Source organism: Ruegeria sp. BJ5, from assembly GCF_056537865.1.
On record NZ_JBQFSH010000001.1, the window covers coordinates 1,279,801 to 1,297,852 of the forward strand.

Consider the following 18,052-nt stretch of genomic DNA (forward strand, 5'->3'; position numbering starts at 1 on the left):
CGGTCTTGATGGCCACAAGTTTTTTCAGGATTGCTGCGGCGGATCTGACGGAGGTTTGTAATGGATTTTGAACTTTGGCTGGCCTTTGTCGCAGCTTCGACCGCTCTTCTGCTGATCCCGGGACCGACGGTTCTGCTGGTGCTCAGCTATGCGCTGTCCAAAGGGCGCAGCGTGGCCGTGGCCTCTGCCACAGGGGTTGCGCTGGGGGACCTGATTGCCATGACCGCTTCGCTGCTGGGGCTTGGGGCGCTGGTGCTGGCGTCGGCCACGCTGTTTTCGGTGCTGAAATGGGTGGGCGCCGCCTATCTGGTCTGGCTGGGCATCAAGCTGCTGCGCAGTGCGCCGTCCGGCGGGATGCAAGCGGTTGCCACCGGGCGCGACGTCACCGCGCGCGGCGTGTTCGGCCATGCGGCCGCCGTTACTGCCCTAAACCCAAAATCCATCGCCTTCTTCATTGCCTTCGTGCCGCAATTTCTGCGCCCGGCCGAGCCGTTGGGTCCGCAATTCGCCATTTTGATCGCCACTTTCGTGGGATTGGCGGGGCTGAACGCGCTGGCCTATGCGCTGCTGGCCGACCGGCTGCGCCGCGTAATCGGCCGCCCCGGCATCATCACCGGCATGACCCGTTTCGGAGGGTTGACCCTGATCGGAATGGGCGTGGCCACGGCGGTACTGCGCCGCCCGGCCTGAAGGCAGTCAGGTCCCGGCGTTCTCGGCCATGAACGCGCGAATGAACTTGCGGATCTCGCGCGCGGCCGAGGTGTCGAGATCGCGGCAAAGCGCAACAAATGCGTCGCGTTCGTCCTTGTCCAGGCGCAGAACCAGCTGGCTATTCTTTTTGGTGGATCCCTTGAGGTCGGCCTTGGCCACGGCTGTCATCCTTGTTCTGGGCCTGCATCAGCGCGTGGCACCTTGTATAGACAAAGCGCATCGCTTGTCGATACCCACAGCCCCCCAAGGGCGGGTGGTCCCGGCGCATCTGTTCCGCAGTAAATACGCGCAGGAAGGCAGCCGTGGCTTGCATGACTGGCCGTGATACGCCAAACACCGCCGTGTTTTGACGCAAGAAGGGTTGCCCCATGTCCAGAAGCAAAACGGTCAAGGATTACATTCGGACCATCGTCGATTTTCCCCACGAAGGGATCATGTTCCGCGACGTGACGACCCTGTTTGCGGATCCCCGCGGGTTTCGCATGGCCATCGACCAGATGCTGCACCCCTATGCCGGCGAGCGCATCGACAAGGTCGTTGGGCTCGAGGCGCGCGGGTTCATCCTGGGCGGCGCGATCGCTCACCAGCTGAGCGTGGGCTTCGTTCCGATCCGCAAGAAGGGCAAGCTGCCGGGCACCACGATCAGCGAGGAATACAAGCTGGAATACGGCGAGGCCATCGTCGAGATCCACGATGACGCGATCCAGCCCGGCGAGAAGGTTCTGGTGGTTGATGACCTGCTGGCCACCGGCGGCACTGCCGCGGCAGGCATCAAGCTGATCGAGCGTCTGGGCGGCGAGATCGTCAGCTGCGCCTTCATCATCGACCTGCCCGAGCTGGGTGGCCGGAAGGTGCTGGAGGAGATGGGCATGGACGTCCATGTCTTGTGCGAATTCGAAGGGCTGTGAACAGACAACAGTCACGATTTCGTGACTTGCCGCTGAAAACGCCGCGCGCTTAGCGCGGCGTCGTTCGTTTTCCAGTCGGTTTTTTGCCCCCGACGCATGATCTTTTCCCGGCGTGTCGCCGTATCGCCCCTGATGTCGCCGATGACATCCTCAACAAGGGAAGTAGATCATGTTTCGCAAATTCGCTGTTGCCGGTGTCGCCAGTATCCTGTTTTCGACCGCTGCCATGGCCGACGGCCACGGCAAGGACATTGTGGACACCGCTGTCGGGGCTGGCAGCTTCAACACTCTGGTCGCAGCCGTGCAGGCCGCCGAGTTGGTTGACACGCTGAAGGGCGAAGGTCCGTTTACCGTTTTCGCGCCTACCGATGAAGCCTTTGCCGCGCTGCCCGAAGGCACCGTGGAAACGCTGCTGAAGCCCGAGAACAAGGATCAACTTGTGGCGATCCTCACCTATCACGTGGTTCCGGGCAAGGTGATGTCGGGTGATCTGTCCGACGACATGACCGCCGCCACCGTACAGGGTGGAGAGATCACGATCGATCTCGACAACGGTGTCATGGTCAATGACGCAAATGTCGTTCAGGCAGATATCGAAACCAGCAATGGCGTGATCCACGTCATCGACAAGGTTATCCTGCCCGAGTCGTAAAGAACGCATCGCTGCGGCCCGGAGCGTCCGGGCCGCACTCACACATCTGACAGGACGGCGCCCGGGTTCATGATCCCGAGCGGGTCCAAAGCAGCCTTTATGGCGCGCATGGCCGACAGTTTGGCCGGATCACCATAGCGTTCCAGATCGCCGGTCTTCAAACGGCCCACCCCATGCTCGGCACTGACCGATCCTTCAAATTCATGCACCAGGTCATGAACCGCGCGCTTGATCGCGCCGCGCCGGTCATCGAACTCGCCCCGGTCGTGACCTTTGGGCGGGAAGACGTTGTAGTGCAGGTTGCCGTCCCCCAGATGACCAAAGCAGTTCACCCGGAACGGTCCGAGGGCCGCAATCGCCTTGCCGCCTTGCCGGATGAAGTCGGGGATCCGCGAAATCGGAACCGAGATATCGTGGCTGGACACCGAACCGATCAACCGGTTTGCCTCGGGGATGCGTTCGCGCACCGACCACAGCGCGTCGCGCTGCGCGGCGCTCTGGGCGATGACGCCGTCCGACACCAGACCACGCGCCTCCGCTGCCACGAACAAGGATTCCAGCGCCGCCTCGGGCTCGTGCCCCGCCGCCAATCCCAGCTCGATCAGCACCGACCATTCCGGCGGTGTGTCAAAGGGTTGCCGCACGTCCGGCAAGACCTCTGCCAGAAAATCCAGCCCCTGTCTGTGGATCAGTTCGAATGCGCTGACGGTTTCGCCCAGATGGTCCCGGGCCAGGGCCAGCAGGTCGATCGCCGCTTCGGGACTGGCCACCTGAAAGATCGCCGTGCCCAGCCCGGCAGGACGCGGGAACAGTTTGAGCGAGGCGGCGGTGATAACCCCCAGCGTGCCCTCGGACCCGATCAGCAGGTTGCGCAGGTCATAACCGGTGTTGTCCTTTCGCAGCCGCCCCAGCCCGTGCCAGATCTCGCCGTTGGGCAGAACCGCCTCGAGCCCGAGGCACAGATCCCGCGCATTGCCATAGCGCAGGACGTTGACGCCCCCTGCATTGGTAGCCAGGTTTCCCCCGATCCGGCATGACCCCTGCGCCGCCAGCGACAACGGAAACAACCGATTGGCCGCCTCGGCCGCAGCCTGAATGTCGGCCAGCACCGCACCAGCCTCGGCGATCAGGATGTTTTCGGTCGGGTAAACGGCCCGGATCGCGCGCATCCGCCCGAGCGTCAGGATCAGGGGCGCGGGGCCATCCGCCATGACCTGCCCGCCCACAAGACCGGTGCCGCCACCGTATGGCACCACCGGGACGCGGGCCTCGGACGCCAATCGCACCAAGGCTGCGACCTGCTCAACCGTGCGGGGCAAGGCCAGCAGACCCGCCTGCCCGACAAAGCGGCGGCGCGGCTCGTCCAGATAGCGCGGCTCGACCGGGCGCAGAATATCGTCACCCAGGCGGGCGCGGATGGTTTCGGCAAAGGTTTCGTCGGCAGGGTTCAAATGCATGCCCTCTGCATGCCCAAGCCCGCGGCGCACGGCAAGGCTTATTCCAGTTCCATCAGGTATTGCGGCTCGAGCACTACCACCGTCGGGCGGTCCGGGAGGGTCCGCAGGGACACTTCGATCTCCGAAACCCCATCCCGGCGCACCGGGAAGTCGGATCGGATATCGGCCAGGAACCGGTCCAGCGAATAGCCCGAGAACCAGTGCATCGGAATGATGACCGAGCTTTTCAGCCGCTGCAGGACCGAGATCATCTCGGGCAAGGGCATGGTCGTGCCCCCGTCTACCGCCGCCATGACCACGTCCAGCCGCCCAAGGGCGGCGAATTGCGCGTCGGACGGCACATGGTGCAGATGTCCCAGATGGCCAATGCACAGGCCTTCGACCTCGAACACGAAGATCGAGTTTCCGCGCTCTTCCACTCCGCCGTATGCTGATCGGATATCGGTCGATACGTTGCGCACCAGCAATTCGCCCAGATCCAGATAGTGTTCGATGCCCTGCCCGAACTCACCCCACCCCGGCAGCACATGCGGGATGGCCGGATCGGGATAGGCGGTCCAATGGGTGTCATGGGCGTGGTTCATCGTCACGATGTCGGGGATCAGGTCCGCGCCGCCGATGAACCCGGTGAAATCAGTCACGGCATTCAGCCCGCCGGGTGTCTGGATCAGAAAGGACGCATGCGCGACATAGCTGATCCGGACCGAGAATTCGGGCACCGGATCCTGCCACGCCGCCTTGTGCAGATATTCGATGCCGGGGGTGTTCTGGGCGATGGCGATGCAATGACTCGGCCGACGCTCCTGCGCCGCCGCCGTCCCTGCCAGAAAGATCAAACCCGCCAAAATACTCCGCATGACGGGAAGTCTAGCGCATCGGCGCCTCGAGTCACGTCACGGGGCCCAGATTTCGGAAACAGGCCCGCCCGGATCAGGGCCGAACGGGCGCCCTAGCCCGCGTCCGTCCGCCCGCGCCGGTCCGATCGCAGCGACGCATAGAGCACATGCGTCCGCCAACGCCCGTTGATCTGCAGATAGGATTGCGCCACGCCCTCGTATTTGAACCCCGAACTTTCCAGAAGCCCGCGAGAGGCGGCGTTTTCCGGCAGACAGGCGGCCTCGATCCGGCTCAGGTCGAGCCGGGTAAAGGCGTAATGCACCACGGCGCCGATGGCCTCGCGCATGTAACCCTGCCGGGCAAAGGCCTGCCCGGTCCAATAGCCCAGCGTTCCGGCCTGCGCCGGCCCCCGGCGGATGTTGTCCAGCGTGATGGCGCCCACCAGCATGTCATCGGTTCTGCGGAACAGGAACAGCGGAACCGCCGTGCCATTGGCCACCGAGCGTTGCGCCCAGTAGACACGGTTGGTGAAGGATTTGCGGGTCAGATGGTCCTTGGCCCAGATCGGCTCCCACGGGGTCAGATACTCGCGCGAGGCCAGCCGCAGCGCGGCCCAGTCGTTGAAGTCGGAATGCACGGGCGGGCGCAAGCTCAACCGCTCGGTCTCGAGTTTCAGCCTGCGTCTGCCCAACAGCATCACGCCGCGCGCCTCTCCTGCAGCCTCTCCAGTGTCGGCGCACCCCCCACAGGCCCGTAAAGCGCCAGCGCCGCCGGGGCCTGAACCGCCATCTTCTCGGCGAAGGCGCGGACGTCTGCAGTGCTGACCGCGTCGATCTTGGCCACGGTTTCCTCAAGCGGCGGAACACGGCCCCAGATCTGCACCAGTCGGGCCAGACGCTCGGCCCGGTTCGAGGGGCTTTCCAGCCCCATCAGCATCCCGGCCTTCATCTGCGCCCGGGCCCGGGCAACCTCCTCGGGGCTCATGTCCTCGGCGGCACGCTTCATCTCGTCGATGGTGATGGTGGCCAGTTCGCCCACCTGATCGGCCGAGGTGCCGGCATAGATCGTGGTCGTTCCCGTGTCGGCATAGGCGCCGGTCTGGGCAAAGATCGTATAGCACAGCCCGCGGGTCTCGCGCACTTCCTGGAACAGGCGCGAGGACATGCCGCCACCCAGCGCGGTCGAATAGATCTGCGCGGTATAGATCTCGTCATCGCGATAGCCCGGGCTTTCCAGCGCCAGTGCGAAATGCGCCTGCTCCAGCGCCTTGTCCCGCCGCGCCTCGCCGCCGGTGAACCGGGCGGGTTCCGGCAGCAGCCCCTTGCGGGGTTGCAGATGGCCGAACATCTCTTCTGCCAGCTTCATCAGCTGGTCATGATCGACGGCACCTGCCGCCGACAGGATCATCTGGTCGGGCGCATAATGCTCGGCCACGAAGGCCGACAGGTCGTCGCGCGAAAAGGCGCTGACCCGTTCGGATGGGCCAAGGATGGGGCGGCCCAGCGGTTGGTCGCGATAGCTCTGTTCCTGCAGCCAGTCAAAGATCACGTCATCGGGCGTGTCATGCGCCTGGCCGATTTCCTGCAGGATCACGCCGCGCTCGACTTCGATTTCGCGCGGATCGAAGACGGGGTTCAGAACGATGTCGCCGATCACGTCCATCGCCAGTGCCACGTCATCCTTCAGCACCCGGGCGTAATAGGCCGTCACCTCGCGCGAGGTATAGGCGTTGATATATCCCCCCACATCCTCGATCGCCTCGGCGATCTGCAGGGCCGAGCGCCGCTCGGTGCCCTTGAAGGCCATGTGCTCGAGGAAATGCGCGATGCCGTTCTGTTCGATCCGCTCGTGCCGCCCGCCGGCGGTCACCCAGATTCCGATGGCGGCCGATTGCAGCCCCGGCATCTGCTCGCTGACGATCCGAAAGCCGTTCGTTAGTTGGTCCAGTCTGACAGTCACTCAGCAATGTGCCTTTTGATATGATCCTCGATGGCGCCCAGATCGTTGGCGATGCGGGTCACCCGTTCCGGACGTTCATATAGATCGGACATGCGCGAGGGAAGAGGCGGATGCTCACCGCTGGCCTGCTCGACCGCGGCGGGGAATTTCGCAGGGTGCGCGGTGGCCAGCGTGACCATCGGCACATCGGCGGCACGGGTGTCTTCGGCCACCTTGATGCCCACGGCAGTGTGCGGGCAGACAAGCTCGGCGCTCTGTTCCAGCGTGGATTTGATCGTGGCCAGCGTTTCTTCTTCGGACACACGGCCCGAGTCGAAACTTTCGCGCAGGGCCTCCATCGCGCCTTGGCTGACGTGGAAGCCGCCCTGTTTCAGCTCGTCCATCAACTGCGCCACGGCCCGCCCGTCCTCGCCATAGGCATAGTACAGCGCGCGTTCAAAGTTCGAGCTGACCTGAATGTCCATCGACGGGCTGATCGAGGGGATGGTGTCGCCCTTGAAGTAGCCCTGCCCCGACAAGCAGCGATGCAGGATGTCGTTTTGGTTGGTCGCCACCACCAGACGGTCGATGGGCAGACCCATCCGCTTGGCGATGTAGCCGGCGAAGATGTCGCCGAAATTGCCGGTGGGTACAGTGAAGCTGACCTTGCGGTGCGGCGCGCCCAGGCTGGTCGCGGCCGAGAAATAATAGACCACCTGAGCCAGCACGCGGGCAAAGTTGATCGAGTTCACCCCCGCCAGCTTGACCCCGTCGCGGAAGTCGAAATCGTTGAACATGTCCTTCACGGCGGCCTGACAGTCGTCGAAATCGCCATCGACGGCCAGCGCGTGCACGTTGCTGTCGGCGGGTGTGGTCATCTGCCGGCGCTGCACCTCGGACACGCGACCGTGCGGGAACAGGATGAACACATCGACCGCATCCAGCCCCCGGAACGCCTCGATCGCGGCAGATCCGGTATCGCCGCTGGTGGCGCCCACGATGGTCACACGCTCACCCCGCCGCTTCAGCGCCACCTGAAACAGCTGACCAATCAGTTGCATGGCGAAATCCTTGAAGGCCAGCGTGGGCCCGTGGAACAGCTCCAGCAGAAAGTGGTTCTCGTTCAGCTGCTTCAACGGCGCGCGGGCATCATGACCGAACCCGGCATAGGCGCGGGCAATGATCTCTTTGAATTCGTCCCCGGCGAACGAGCCGCTGACATAGGGCCACATAACGCGGAACGCGATCTCTTCATAGGGCAGCCCGGCCATCGCGGCGATCTCGTCCTGGCTCAGAACCGCGATCTCGGCAGGCAGGTACAGGCCGCCGTCGCGGGCAAGACCGGTCAGCATCGCCTCTTCAAAGCTCAGTTCGGGCGCCTGCCCGCGGGTCGAGATATATTTCATTGCGCGTCACTTTCTGATGGGGCGCGGCCGCGCCACAGGAAATATCCGGTCATTGCGGCCCAGACCAGCGCCAGGCCGAACCATGTCACCGCGTATTGCAGATGGTCATTGGGAATACCCGCCGTATCCACCGGCAGCGGCGTGATGGCGGGATCGGTCTGGCTGCGGGCAACCAGAAGGATCGGCTCGGCCCCAAGCGCATCGGCCAGCGCGGGTACATCGCGGGCAAACCAGATGTTGCCCGCCCGGTCCGGATCGGGGGTATAGCCGTCGATCTCATCGGGCCAATGCAGATTTCCGACAACCTGCGTGGGGCCGATCTGGCGTTCGGCCTGCTTGGCCGTTGTGGGCACAAAACCCCGATCCACCAGGATCGTACGATCACCGGTTCGGAAAGGCGCTATGATCCGATAGCCCGGCCCGACCTGTTTGACCGAAACCAGCACATGGATTTCGCCGGGCAGCATCTCGCCCGATACCTCTACGGGCAGATAGCGGTCGGCTTCGGGATCGACCGCCTCGGGCAGCGGCACCGGATAGGCGGCGATCCGGGCTTCGATATCGGCCAGAATGCCCTCTTTCCACGCCAGACGCTGAACCTGCCAAGTGCCCAGAGACACAAGAACCGCCAGCCCGGCGAGCCCGAAAATCAGCAGAAACAGGATGCGGCGCATGTCTGGCCCTTGTTGCGTGTCATAGCGGCTCGGGGTCAAGCCGGCGTCTTGTTACGGTCTGTGCGCAAGGAAATGCAACCTTGCAATTGTAAGGGGCGCAATCCCTTGCGCACCTGATCGAGAAAAAGCCGCCCAGAAGGGCGGCTTTTGCAATTCGACAGCCTTGCGCGACGTCACATCAGAGGTGCCTGACCCCAAATGTAAACGGCGAAGAACAGGAACAACCAGACAACGTCGACAAAGTGCCAGTACCATGCGGCCGCCTCGAACCCGACGTGTTTCTCCGGGGTAAAGTCGCCACGCAGCGCGCGGATCAGACAGACCGTCAGAAAGATGGTGCCGATGATCACATGTGCGCCGTGGAAGCCGGTTGCCATGAAGAAGTTCGAGTAGAACTGATCGCCGCCGAACTCCCACCCTTCGTGGGCCAGTAGTTCGTAGTATTCGAAGGCCTGCAGGAAGGTGAAGGCGATACCCAGGACGATACCGATCGCGAGACCCTGAATCAGCGCCTTGCGGTCGTTGTCGTGGACCAGCGCGTGGTGCGCCCAAGTGATCGCACAGCCCGATAGCAACAGAACCAGAGTGTTGATCAGCGGCAGGTGGAACGGGTCCACCGCGTGGATGTCAGGCTGGATGTATTCGGTACCGGCATAGTCGTACATCGGATACATGCGATGTTTGAAGAACGACCAGAACCAGGCAAAGAAGAACATCACCTCGGACATGACGAACAGGATGAACCCGTAGCGCAGTCCGATCCGGACGACCGGAGTGTGATCACCCGCGCGGCTTTCGGCCACGACCTCGGACCACCAGGCAAACATCGTGTAGAGTACCGCCACAAGACCACCCCAGAACACGAAGGAGGTCATGCCGTGCATCCACAAGACGGCTCCGAACAGCATGACGAAGCCACCGATCGCGCCGATCAGCGGCCAGATCGAAGGTGCCAGAATGTGGTAATCGTGGTTTTTTGCGTGTGCCATCAGCGTCCCTCACCTACAGGCGTTAGTTCGTGTTTGTTTCTGCCTGCGCATCCAGGGCGGCATAGCCCTCGGGCAGGTCTATTTCATAGAATGTATACGACAGCGTGATCGTATGAACATACTGTGCTTCGGGGTCTTCCACCATTTCGGGGTCGACGAAGAAAGTTACGGGCATCTCGACCCGCTCGCCAGGCTCCAGAACCTGCTCTTCAAAGCAGAAACAGGCGATCTTCTGGAAGTATCCGCCGGCGGAATAAGGCGTCACGTTGTACGACGCCTGCCCCGCAACCGGCTTGTCCGTCGGGTTGTATGCTTCGTAGAAGGCCAGACCGGTCTCGCCGATGCGTACCTTCATCTCGCGCTCGACGGGTTTGAACTCCCACGGCATGTCTTTGGCCTTGGACGCGTCGAAGCGAACGGTCACCACCCGGTCGAGGATATCGTCGGGCGTGGCCTCGGCCACGCCGGTGGTGCCCCCGAACCCGGTGACCCGGCAGAACCAGTCGTAGAACGGTACGGCCGCCCAGGCCAGGCTGCCCATCAGAACAACCAGACCAACGGTCTGCGCGACGGTCTTCTGCGGTCCGCTCAAAGCCATCAGTTCTGAAACTCCTCGCTGGGCACGCCGAAATCGCTGCCCGAGACCTTTACGATGGTCAGGCCGAAAATAATCACGATGAACGCCGCCAGAGTCAGCCCAACACCCAGGTTGCGGCCAAAACGACGCTGGTGCAGTTCATGGCTTTTGCGCAGGCTCATGACCAGCCTCCCAACCCGTAAGGTTTCAGCAGCGCCTCGGCGAGGATTGCGCCAAAATGCAGGAACAGGTACAGCAGCGACAGCTTGAAAAAGCTGCGCTCAACCTTGAAATTGTCCGCCTCCGCGTCATCCTCGGTGCGGCGCGAGATGGCCCATGCCCCCCGCAGGAACAGAGCGTTCAACACCACGGCCACAGCCAAGTAAATCGGCCCACCGATACCCGAGAACGCGGTGCCCACGGCCAGCAGAGCCAGCAATGCGGTATAGACCAAGATATGGGTCCGCGTGGCGCGGCGTCCATGCGTTACAGTCAGCATCGGCACGCCCGCGTCGTCATAATCCGAGCGCATGAACAGCGCCAGCGCCCAGAAATGCGGCGGGGTCCACATGAAGGTCACGGCAAACATCAGCCACGCCTCAAGCGTCATCGAACCCGTGGCCGCCACCCATCCGATTACCGGCGGGAAGGCGCCCGCAGCGCCACCGATCACGATGTTCTGCGGCGTCAGCCGCTTGAGCCACATCGTGTAGATCACGACATAGAAAAAGATGGTAAAGGCCAGAAACGCGCCCGCGAACCAGTTGGTCGCCAAGCCCAGCATGATCACCGACAGGCCCGACAGGGCCAGGCCCAGCGCCATCGCCTCGCCGGGCTCAACCTTGCCCGATGGGATCGGACGGCCCTTGGTGCGCTTCATAACCTTGTCGATATCCGCGTCCCACCACATGTTCAGCGCGCCCGAGGCGCCACCGCCGATGGCGATGAACAGGATGGCGCAGAAGCCGACGAACGGATGTACCGGCACAGGGGCGGCCAGCAGACCCACCAACGCGGTGAACACGACAAGCGACATCACCCGCGGCTTGAGCAGGGCGAAATAGTCGCCAAAGCCGGCCTCGTCCGCACGGGATTGTGCGGCAAGTGTGCTGGCATTGATGCTCGCGTCGGTCATGTCAGGTCCTTGTGGTGCGAAAGCTGCGCGATACCCGCGCAGCCTGTCCTTGGTTTCTATCGGGCCTCAGGCCCCGGGATCGTCAGTTCGAGGCGATCTGGAACGACGCCGGCTGGCCAGCGTATTCGTCCAACGCGCCCTGCAGCCATTCCTGATAGGCTTCTTCGCTGACGACTTTGACAGTGATCGGCATATAGGCGTGGTCCTTGCCGCACAGCTCGGAGCACTGGCCAAAGTAGATGCCTTCCTTGTCGGCCTGGAACCACAGCTCGGCCAGACGGCCCGGAACGCCGTCCTGCTTGACGCCAAACGCGGGGATCGTCCACGAGTGGATCACGTCAGCCGCGGTGACCTGCATCACAACCACCTTGTTGACGGGAACCACGACAGCTGTGTCGGTGGCCAGCAGCCACTCATCCTCGCTGTAGCCGGCATCGGCCAGCTTGGCGCGCATCGCATCGTCCAGAACGAACGGGGTTACATCCGCATCGGCGGGGCGTGCACCCTCGTCCAGAGTGGCAGGGTGACCCAGCAGATAGCTGTCGAACGCAAAGTCGTGATCAACATATTCATAGGTCCAGTACCACTGGTTGCCGATCACCTTGATGACGACATCACCCTCGGGGATTTCCTGCTGCTTGAACAGCACCGGCAGCGAGAACGCACCGATGAAGACCAGGATCAGGATCGGGCCGATGGTCCAGGCGATCTCGACCGGGGTGTAGTGCGAGAACCGCGCCGGGGTCGGGTTTACACGCTGGTTGTAGCGCACGATGCAGTATACCAGCAGGCCTGCGACCAGCAGACAGATCGCGGTGATGATAACCAGAATCATACCGTCAAGGCGGTGAATCCCTTCGGCCAGGCTGGTGGCCGCCGGCTGGAAGCCCATGCCGCCGTCGACCGGCTTGCCGATGATCTCAAGATCCTGAGCCATGGCGGGAAGGCTGGAGAGGGCTGCGAACACCCCCGAAAGCATCAAAGCATTCTTCATTTTCTGTCCTGATCGTTTGATCTTTGCGTCTCTGGCGAACAGGTGTGAATCGGTCACACCTCTCCCGTTGTCTTTGGCCGCGTTAAAAACCATATTCCGGGAGGTAGATAAAGCAAAATGCTTGCGTCAAACAGACGCTATTTTTGATCTGGATCAAACGCGAAAGGCCGCAACCCATGACTCAAGCCCCGTTTCGCCCGTTCGAGACCGCATTGCCGCATGACGAGGCACTGGCCGTACTGCGCTCGGCCACCGCTGGGGCCGAAGACGGCGAGCTGTTTGTAGAGCGTCGGAAATCCGAAACACTTGCCTTTGACGATGGGCGCCTGCGCACCGCATCCTACGATGCGTCCGAGGGATTCGGGCTGCGTGCCGTGCAGGGTGATGTGGCCGGTTATGCCCACTCGACCGATGTATCAATGCCCTCGCTGAAACGTGCTGCGGAAACCGCCCGGCTGGCGGTTGGTGACGGCGGCGGCACTTTGGCCGACGCGCCAAGGCGCACAAACAAGCAGCTTTATACGGATGCAGACCCGATCGAATCCGCCAGCTTCCCGGTCAAGGTCGAGACTCTGCGCGAAATCGACGGATTTGCGCGCGACCTGGACCCCAGGGTGGTCCAAGTCAGCGCCGTGATCGCCGCGTCCGTGCAAGAGGTCGAGATCCTCCGCCCGGATGGCACCATGGTACGCGACGTTCGTCCGATGACCCGCCTGAACGTGTCGGTCATCGTCGAACAGAACGGTCGGCGCGAAAGCGGATCGGCCGGCGGTGGCGGCCGCGTTGGTCTGGACGGCCTGATTGACCCGTCCGATTGGCAGGATAAGGTCCGAGAGGCGCTGCGCATTGCTTTGGTCAACCTTGATGCCGTTCCCGCTCCGGCCGGCGTGATGGAAGTTGCACTGGGCCCCGGCTGGCCCGGCATTTTGCTGCACGAGGCCATCGGGCATGGCTTGGAAGGAGACTTTAACCGCAAGGGGAGTTCGGCCTTTGCCGGGCTGATGGGGCAGCGGATCGCCTCCAAGGGCGTGACCGTGGTGGATGACGGAACGATCCCGGATCGTCGCGGATCGATCACCGTGGATGACGAGGGAACGCCCAGCTCGCGCACCGTGCTGATCGAAGACGGCATCCTGACCGGCTACATGCAGGACCGCCAGAATGCGCGCCTGATGGGGGTATCCCCCACCGGTAACGGGCGGCGGCAAAGCTATGCGCACAAACCTATGCCGCGCATGACCAACACGATCATGCTGGGCGGCGATGCTAACCCGGCGGACCTTGTTGCCGAAATCAAGGATGGCATCTGGGCCGTAGGTTTCGGCGGCGGCCAGGTCGACATCACCAACGGCAAATTCGTGTTCAGCTGCACCGAGGCCTATCGGGTCGTGAACGGCAAGATCGGCGCGCCGGTCAAGGGCGCAACGCTGATCGGCGACGGTCCTTCAGCGCTGAAACGTATCCGGGGCCTGGGCAACGACATGGCTCTGGATCCCGGCATGGGAACCTGCGGCAAGGACGGTCAGTGGGTGCCTGTGGGTGTGGGGCAGCCTACGGTGCTGATGGAGGGGCTGACGGTCGGAGGATCCGCCGCTTGATACGAATCGTGTGCTTGCGGCCGGCACCATGGTTAATCCGTGCTGCCGGCCCGGCGGGAATGAACCGTAGCGCATCAAAAATGACCGTCTGAGAAAAGTTATTACCTTCAAAGGTTTGCGCGCCTATTTCGCGAAGCCCACGCTGGAACACGCTAAAATTTTCTGCGATTCACAAGCTGTTAACCCGTCACGCCGTAAACCAGTTCTGCAATCAGGCGGAGCGACGGATGACCGAAGAGCAGCTTTCTTCCAATCACCCCCCACTCCCACCCACCACGGAAGAGGACCGGTTTTCCTGGCTTCGCCTGTTGCGTTCGCGCAAGGTTGGCCCGGCAACATTCCGGCGCCTGATGCACGAACATGGCTCGGCGCAGAATGCGCTGGCCGCGTTGCCGGAATTGGCACGCGCTGCCGGAATTGCAGGGTATGAAATATGCCCGCCCGGCGTCATCGAGGCGGAACTCAAGGCCGCAAAAGCCGCAAAAGCGCGGCTTTTGTGCCTTGGGGCCGCCGACTATCCAACCGCGCTGACCGATCTGAACGATGCCCCTCCTATGCTTTGGGCAGTAGGCGACGTGTCGGTGCTTCAGCGCCCGATGATCTCGCTTGTCGGCGCCCGCAACTGTTCGTCCTTGGGAACCAGGATGGCGCGGGCTCTGGCAGGTGGCCTGGGTGAGAGTGGCTACGTAGTCGTCTCCGGCTTGGCCCGCGGTGTTGACACCGCCGCGCATCTGGCCACGCTGCAAACGGGAACCGTTGCGGTCATGGCCGGTGGCGTCGACATCATCTATCCGGCGGAAAACAAGGAACTGGCCTGCAACATCGCGACCAAAGGGCTGCGCATCTCCGAACAACCAATGGGCGTGACCCCGCAGGCCCGCCACTTTCCTCGCCGCAACCGGATCATATCGGGTCTGTCTCAGGCCGTCGTCGTCGTCGAGGCTGCCGCCAAGTCCGGCAGCCTCATCACGGCGCGCGACGCACTGGATCAGGGACGCGAGGTTCTTGCCGTGCCCGGCCATCCGTTCGACGCCCGCGCCGCCGGATGCAATCTTCTGATCCGTGAAGGCGCCACACTGGTGCGCTGCGTGCAGGATGTAATCGACGCCCTGCCCCCGCAGCCGCGCAGAGCGTCCGAACCTGCCCCCGACACGGCGCCCGTCGCGCAGACAATCACTCCTCCCGAGGCGCTCCACGCCCGAATCCTGGAACGGTTGGGGCCTTCGCCTTTGGCCGAGGACCAGTTGATCCGGGATGTTGATGCGCCCGCCAGCGTGATCGGCCCCGCTTTGATCGATCTGGAGCTGGACGGATTGATCCGTCGCCAGCCGGGCGGGTTGCTGAGCCTCGCCGTGTGATCTGCCGAGGTGGTTCCAACCCGGGCAGACCGTCTCAATTTGGCCGGATTTCGGGCCTTTCAGACTGTGCATTGACAAATCCATCTTGCCCTACACATTTTGCACGGCCATAGAAGGCGCCCAATCCGTCGAGCGAGGTTTTTAACTAAATGCCTGTAGTTGTTGTAGAATCCCCGGCCAAAGCAAAAACGATCAATAAATACCTTGGCCCCGACTACACGGTCCTGGCCTCTTACGGACATGTTCGCGACCTGCCTCCGAAGGATGGATCGGTGGATCCCGACCACGAGTTTTCGATGACTTGGGAGGTCGGTGCCGACAGCCGCAAACACGTCAAGGCCATCGCCGACGCGCTCAAGGATGACAACGCGCTGATCCTGGCAACCGACCCCGACCGCGAGGGCGAGGCGATCAGTTGGCACCTGCAGGAGGCGCTGACCAAACGCCGCTCGATCAAGAAGGATACGGCCGTCAGCCGGGTGACCTTCAACGCCATCACCAAGGATGCGGTGACCAAGGCGATGCAGAACCCGCGCGAGGTGGACATGCCGTTGGTCGAGGCGTACCTCGCCCGGCGCGCGTTGGACTATCTGGTCGGCTTCAACCTGTCGCCGGTTCTGTGGCGCAAGCTGCCCGGCGCGAAATCGGCCGGGCGCGTGCAATCGGTCTGCCTGCGCCTGATCGTCGAGCGCGAGATGGAGATCGAGGCCTTCAAGCCCGTGGAATACTGGTCGGTCAAGGCGCTGTTCGAAACGCCGCGCGGCCAGACCTATGAAGCACGACTGGTCACGCTGGCCGGCAAAAAGCTGGACAAACATGACATCGCCAACGCCACCCAGGCTGAACTGGCGGTGCAGGCCATCACCAGCCGCGCGCTGAGCGTGACCTCGGTCGAAGCGAAGCCAGCCGCGCGCAATCCCAGCGCCCCGTTCATGACCTCGACCCTGCAGCAGGAAGCCAGCCGCAAATTTGGCATGGGCGCCCGCCACGCGATGCAGGTGGCCCAGCGTTTGTACGAGGCCGGGCACATTACCTATATGCGAACTGACGGCATCGACATGGCCCCCGTGGCCGTCGCCGCCACGCGGGACGCGATCAAGGACCGGTTCGGTGCCGAATACGTGCCGGACAGCCCGCGCATGTACAAGAACAAGGCCAAGAACGCGCAGGAAGCGCACGAATGCATCCGGCCCACGGACATGAGCAAAGATGCGGCCGCCCTGAAACTGTCGGATGACGATCAGCGCAAGCTGTACGATCTGATCTGGAAGCGCACGATCGCCTGCCAGATGGCTGCCGCGCGGCTGGAACGCACCACCGTCGAAATCGGCAGCGATGACGGCCAGGTGGGCCTGCGCGCCACCGGTCAGGTCGTGCTGTTCGACGGATTCATGCGCGTCTACGAGGAAGGCCGCGACGATGTCGAGGACGAAGATGACAAGCGCCTGCCCCAGATCATGCAGGGTGATCCGGCGCGCTTTGCCAAGACCACGCTGAAGGATCAGTTTGACAAGGCCACCGCCGACGGCGCGGACAAGAAGGCCATCCTGTCGGAAAACCAGGCGGTTCTGGCGCTGCAACACCACACCCAGCCGCCGCCGCGCTATACCGAGGCGACCCTGGTCAAACGGATGGAGGAGTTGGGCATCGGGCGACCCTCGACCTATGCCTCGATCGTCACCACGATTCAGGACCGCGGTTACGTCCGCAAGGACAAGAACCGCCTGATCCCCGAGGAAAAGGGCCGGATCGTCACGATCTTCTTGCTGAATTTCTTCCGCCAGTATGTGGGATACGAATTCACTGCCAACCTCGAAGAGCAGCTGGACGAGGTGAGCGCCGGCGCCCGCGACTACAAGGACCTGCTTTCCAAGTTCTGGCGCGATTTCTCGGCCGCGATCGCCGAGACGTCAGAGCTGCGGATTTCGGAAGTGCTCGACAAACTGGACGAGGCACTGGCCCCGCAGTTGTACCCCCTGCGCGAGGATGGCTCGGATCCGCGCATCTGCCCCAAATGCGGGGTCGGACGGCTGCACCTGAAAACCTCGCGGACCGGCGGATTCGTGGGCTGCGGGAACTATCCCGAATGCACCTATACCCGCCCCATCGCCGGTGAAGGCGCCGAGGGCGAGGAACGCATGCTGGGCATGGATGGCGAGGATGAGATCTGGCTGAAATCCGGACGCTTCGGCCCCTATGTCCAGCGCGGCGAAGCCACGCCCGAGAACAAGAAACCGCCGCGCGCCTCTTTGCCCAAGGGTTGGAGCAAGGATGACATGGACCTTGAGAAGGCGCTGACCCTTCTGAGTCTGCCGCGCGAGATTGGCGAACACCCCGAGGGCGGTATGATCAGCGCCAATTTCGGGCGCTTCGGTCCCTATATCATGCATCAGCTGCCGGATGAGGCAAAGCCGGTCTATGCCAACCTCAAGGATCCCAACGACGTGTTCGAGATCGGCATGAACCGCGCCGTCGAACTGTTGGCGGAAAAACGCGCCAATCCCGGGCGGCGCGGACGGGCTGCGGCCAAACCGCTGAAGGAACTGGGCGAGCATCCCGACGGCGGCGCGATCCAGGTTCTGGACGGGCGCTATGGGCCTTATGTGAAGTGGGAAAAGATCAACGCGACCCTGCCCAAGGACATCAAGCCCGAGGACGTGACGCCCGAAATGGCGGTGGAACTTGTCAATGAGAAGGCGGCCAAGAAAGGCACCCGCAAAAAGGCCGCGCCCAAGAAGAAAGCCACCAAGAAGAAAGCCGGCTGATCCCGGCCCCCGCGGGCGGTTAGGTAGAAATACCACCCGCCCGCAGGTTTCAT

18 protein-coding genes are annotated in these 18,052 nt (G+C 62.8%); 6 read left to right on the forward strand and 12 right to left on the reverse strand.

Going from position 1 to position 18,052, the window contains the following annotated elements:
• The first annotated feature begins 60 nt into the window (after positions 1-60).
• Positions 61-690 carry a LysE family translocator gene (locus ACR0NY_RS06430; protein ID WP_040634229.1) on the forward strand — a complete coding sequence of 210 codons (630 nt, stop codon included), beginning with the start codon at positions 61-63 and terminating at the stop codon, positions 688-690.
• A 6-nt stretch (positions 691-696) separates the two neighbouring features.
• On the opposite strand, the gene ACR0NY_RS06435 is transcribed toward ACR0NY_RS06430, so the two are convergent.
• Positions 697-870, reverse strand: coding sequence for a hypothetical protein (locus ACR0NY_RS06435; RefSeq protein WP_222457049.1), 174 nt, complete (start codon positions 868-870; stop codon positions 697-699).
• A 209-nt stretch (positions 871-1,079) separates the two neighbouring features.
• On the opposite strand from ACR0NY_RS06435, the gene ACR0NY_RS06440 reads away from it, so the two are divergent.
• Positions 1,080-1,619, forward strand: a complete 540-nt coding sequence (locus tag ACR0NY_RS06440; RefSeq protein WP_170337941.1) for an adenine phosphoribosyltransferase — start codon at positions 1,080-1,082, stop codon at positions 1,617-1,619.
• A gap of 169 nt (positions 1,620-1,788) precedes the next feature.
• Positions 1,789-2,271: a fasciclin domain-containing protein gene (locus ACR0NY_RS06445; RefSeq protein ID WP_093962740.1), complete on the forward strand. Its 483-nt coding sequence runs from the start codon at positions 1,789-1,791 to the stop codon at positions 2,269-2,271.
• A gap of 38 nt (positions 2,272-2,309) precedes the next feature.
• Here ACR0NY_RS06445 and ACR0NY_RS06450 read toward each other — a convergent pair whose 3' ends face one another.
• The 11 genes from ACR0NY_RS06450 to coxB form a co-directional block, all read right to left on the reverse strand.
• Positions 2,310-3,728 carry an FAD-binding oxidoreductase gene (locus ACR0NY_RS06450; protein WP_170368820.1) on the reverse strand — a complete coding sequence of 473 codons (1,419 nt, stop codon included), beginning with the start codon at positions 3,726-3,728 and terminating at the stop codon, positions 2,310-2,312.
• 38 nt (positions 3,729-3,766) lie between these two features.
• Positions 3,767-4,585: an MBL fold metallo-hydrolase gene (locus ACR0NY_RS06455; RefSeq protein ID WP_170337541.1), complete on the reverse strand. Its 819-nt coding sequence runs from the start codon at positions 4,583-4,585 to the stop codon at positions 3,767-3,769.
• Between the two features lie 92 nt (positions 4,586-4,677).
• Positions 4,678-5,262, reverse strand: a complete 585-nt coding sequence (locus ACR0NY_RS06460; protein WP_093962743.1) for a GNAT family N-acetyltransferase — start codon at positions 5,260-5,262, stop codon at positions 4,678-4,680.
• On the reverse strand, positions 5,262-6,524 hold the full coding sequence (locus tag ACR0NY_RS06465; protein WP_170337540.1) for a M16 family metallopeptidase: 1,263 nt from the start codon (positions 6,522-6,524) through the stop codon (positions 5,262-5,264). The genes ACR0NY_RS06460 and ACR0NY_RS06465 overlap by 1 nt, the downstream gene beginning before the upstream one ends.
• Positions 6,521-7,909 (reverse strand): threonine synthase, encoded by a 1,389-nt coding sequence (gene thrC, locus ACR0NY_RS06470; protein WP_170337539.1) that lies wholly within the window; start codon positions 7,907-7,909, stop codon positions 6,521-6,523. Before thrC ends, ACR0NY_RS06465 begins: the two co-directional genes overlap by 4 nt.
• Positions 7,906-8,583 carry an SURF1 family protein gene (locus ACR0NY_RS06475; protein ID WP_170339384.1) on the reverse strand — a complete coding sequence of 226 codons (678 nt, stop codon included), beginning with the start codon at positions 8,581-8,583 and terminating at the stop codon, positions 7,906-7,908. Before ACR0NY_RS06475 ends, thrC begins: the two co-directional genes overlap by 4 nt.
• Before the next feature lie 173 nt (positions 8,584-8,756).
• Complete coding sequence (locus ACR0NY_RS06480; protein ID WP_093962747.1) at positions 8,757-9,572, reverse strand: cytochrome c oxidase subunit 3; 816 nt, start codon at positions 9,570-9,572, stop codon at positions 8,757-8,759.
• A 22-nt stretch (positions 9,573-9,594) separates the two neighbouring features.
• Positions 9,595-10,170 (reverse strand): cytochrome c oxidase assembly protein, encoded by a 576-nt coding sequence (locus ACR0NY_RS06485; RefSeq protein ID WP_093962748.1) that lies wholly within the window; start codon positions 10,168-10,170, stop codon positions 9,595-9,597.
• Positions 10,170-10,331, reverse strand: coding sequence for a hypothetical protein (locus tag ACR0NY_RS06490; protein WP_170368821.1), 162 nt, complete (start codon positions 10,329-10,331; stop codon positions 10,170-10,172). Before ACR0NY_RS06490 ends, ACR0NY_RS06485 begins: the two co-directional genes overlap by 1 nt.
• On the reverse strand, positions 10,328-11,284 hold the full coding sequence (cyoE, locus tag ACR0NY_RS06495; RefSeq protein WP_170368822.1) for a heme o synthase: 957 nt from the start codon (positions 11,282-11,284) through the stop codon (positions 10,328-10,330). Before cyoE ends, ACR0NY_RS06490 begins: the two co-directional genes overlap by 4 nt.
• Before the next feature lie 82 nt (positions 11,285-11,366).
• Positions 11,367-12,278, reverse strand: coding sequence for a cytochrome c oxidase subunit II (gene coxB / locus ACR0NY_RS06500; RefSeq protein ID WP_170368823.1), 912 nt, complete (start codon positions 12,276-12,278; stop codon positions 11,367-11,369).
• 176 nt (positions 12,279-12,454) lie between these two features.
• On the opposite strand from coxB, the gene tldD reads away from it, so the two are divergent.
• The 3 genes from tldD (at position 12,455) to topA (ending at position 17,999) form a co-directional block, all read left to right on the forward strand.
• Positions 12,455-13,876 (forward strand): metalloprotease TldD, encoded by a 1,422-nt coding sequence (gene tldD, locus ACR0NY_RS06505; RefSeq protein WP_093963036.1) that lies wholly within the window; start codon positions 12,455-12,457, stop codon positions 13,874-13,876.
• Between the two features lie 227 nt (positions 13,877-14,103).
• Positions 14,104-15,234, forward strand: coding sequence for a DNA-processing protein DprA (gene dprA, locus ACR0NY_RS06510; RefSeq protein ID WP_170337534.1), 1,131 nt, complete (start codon positions 14,104-14,106; stop codon positions 15,232-15,234).
• Between the two features lie 149 nt (positions 15,235-15,383).
• Complete coding sequence (gene topA, locus ACR0NY_RS06515) at positions 15,384-17,999, forward strand: type I DNA topoisomerase (RefSeq protein WP_170368824.1); 2,616 nt, start codon at positions 15,384-15,386, stop codon at positions 17,997-17,999.
• The last annotated feature ends 53 nt before the right edge of the window (positions 18,000-18,052 follow it).

Bases quoted from the DNA above. Each gene is read 5' to 3' on its own strand.
- ACR0NY_RS06430 (WP_040634229.1), top strand. From the start codon at position 61: ATGGATTTTGAACTTTGGCTGGCCTTTGTCGCAGCTTCGACCGCTCTT.
- ACR0NY_RS06440 (WP_170337941.1), top strand. From the start codon at position 1,080: ATGTCCAGAAGCAAAACGGTCAAGGATTACATTCGGACCATCGTCGAT.
- ACR0NY_RS06445 (WP_093962740.1), top strand. From the start codon at position 1,789: ATGTTTCGCAAATTCGCTGTTGCCGGTGTCGCCAGTATCCTGTTTTCG.
- ACR0NY_RS06450 (WP_170368820.1), bottom strand. From the start codon at position 3,728: ATGCATTTGAACCCTGCCGACGAAACCTTTGCCGAAACCATCCGCGCC.
- ACR0NY_RS06455 (WP_170337541.1), bottom strand. From the start codon at position 4,585: ATGCGGAGTATTTTGGCGGGTTTGATCTTTCTGGCAGGGACGGCGGCG.
- ACR0NY_RS06460 (WP_093962743.1), bottom strand. From the start codon at position 5,262: ATGCTGTTGGGCAGACGCAGGCTGAAACTCGAGACCGAGCGGTTGAGC.
- thrC (WP_170337539.1), bottom strand. From the start codon at position 7,909: ATGAAATATATCTCGACCCGCGGGCAGGCGCCCGAACTGAGCTTTGAA.
- ACR0NY_RS06475 (WP_170339384.1), bottom strand. From the start codon at position 8,583: ATGCGCCGCATCCTGTTTCTGCTGATTTTCGGGCTCGCCGGGCTGGCG.
- ACR0NY_RS06480 (WP_093962747.1), bottom strand. From the start codon at position 9,572: ATGGCACACGCAAAAAACCACGATTACCACATTCTGGCACCTTCGATC.
- ACR0NY_RS06485 (WP_093962748.1), bottom strand. From the start codon at position 10,170: ATGGCTTTGAGCGGACCGCAGAAGACCGTCGCGCAGACCGTTGGTCTG.
- ACR0NY_RS06490 (WP_170368821.1), bottom strand. From the start codon at position 10,331: ATGAGCCTGCGCAAAAGCCATGAACTGCACCAGCGTCGTTTTGGCCGC.
- cyoE (WP_170368822.1), bottom strand. From the start codon at position 11,284: ATGACCGACGCGAGCATCAATGCCAGCACACTTGCCGCACAATCCCGT.
- coxB (WP_170368823.1), bottom strand. From the start codon at position 12,278: ATGAAGAATGCTTTGATGCTTTCGGGGGTGTTCGCAGCCCTCTCCAGC.
- tldD (WP_093963036.1), top strand. From the start codon at position 12,455: ATGACTCAAGCCCCGTTTCGCCCGTTCGAGACCGCATTGCCGCATGAC.
- dprA (WP_170337534.1), top strand. From the start codon at position 14,104: ATGACCGAAGAGCAGCTTTCTTCCAATCACCCCCCACTCCCACCCACC.
- topA (WP_170368824.1), top strand. From the start codon at position 15,384: ATGCCTGTAGTTGTTGTAGAATCCCCGGCCAAAGCAAAAACGATCAAT.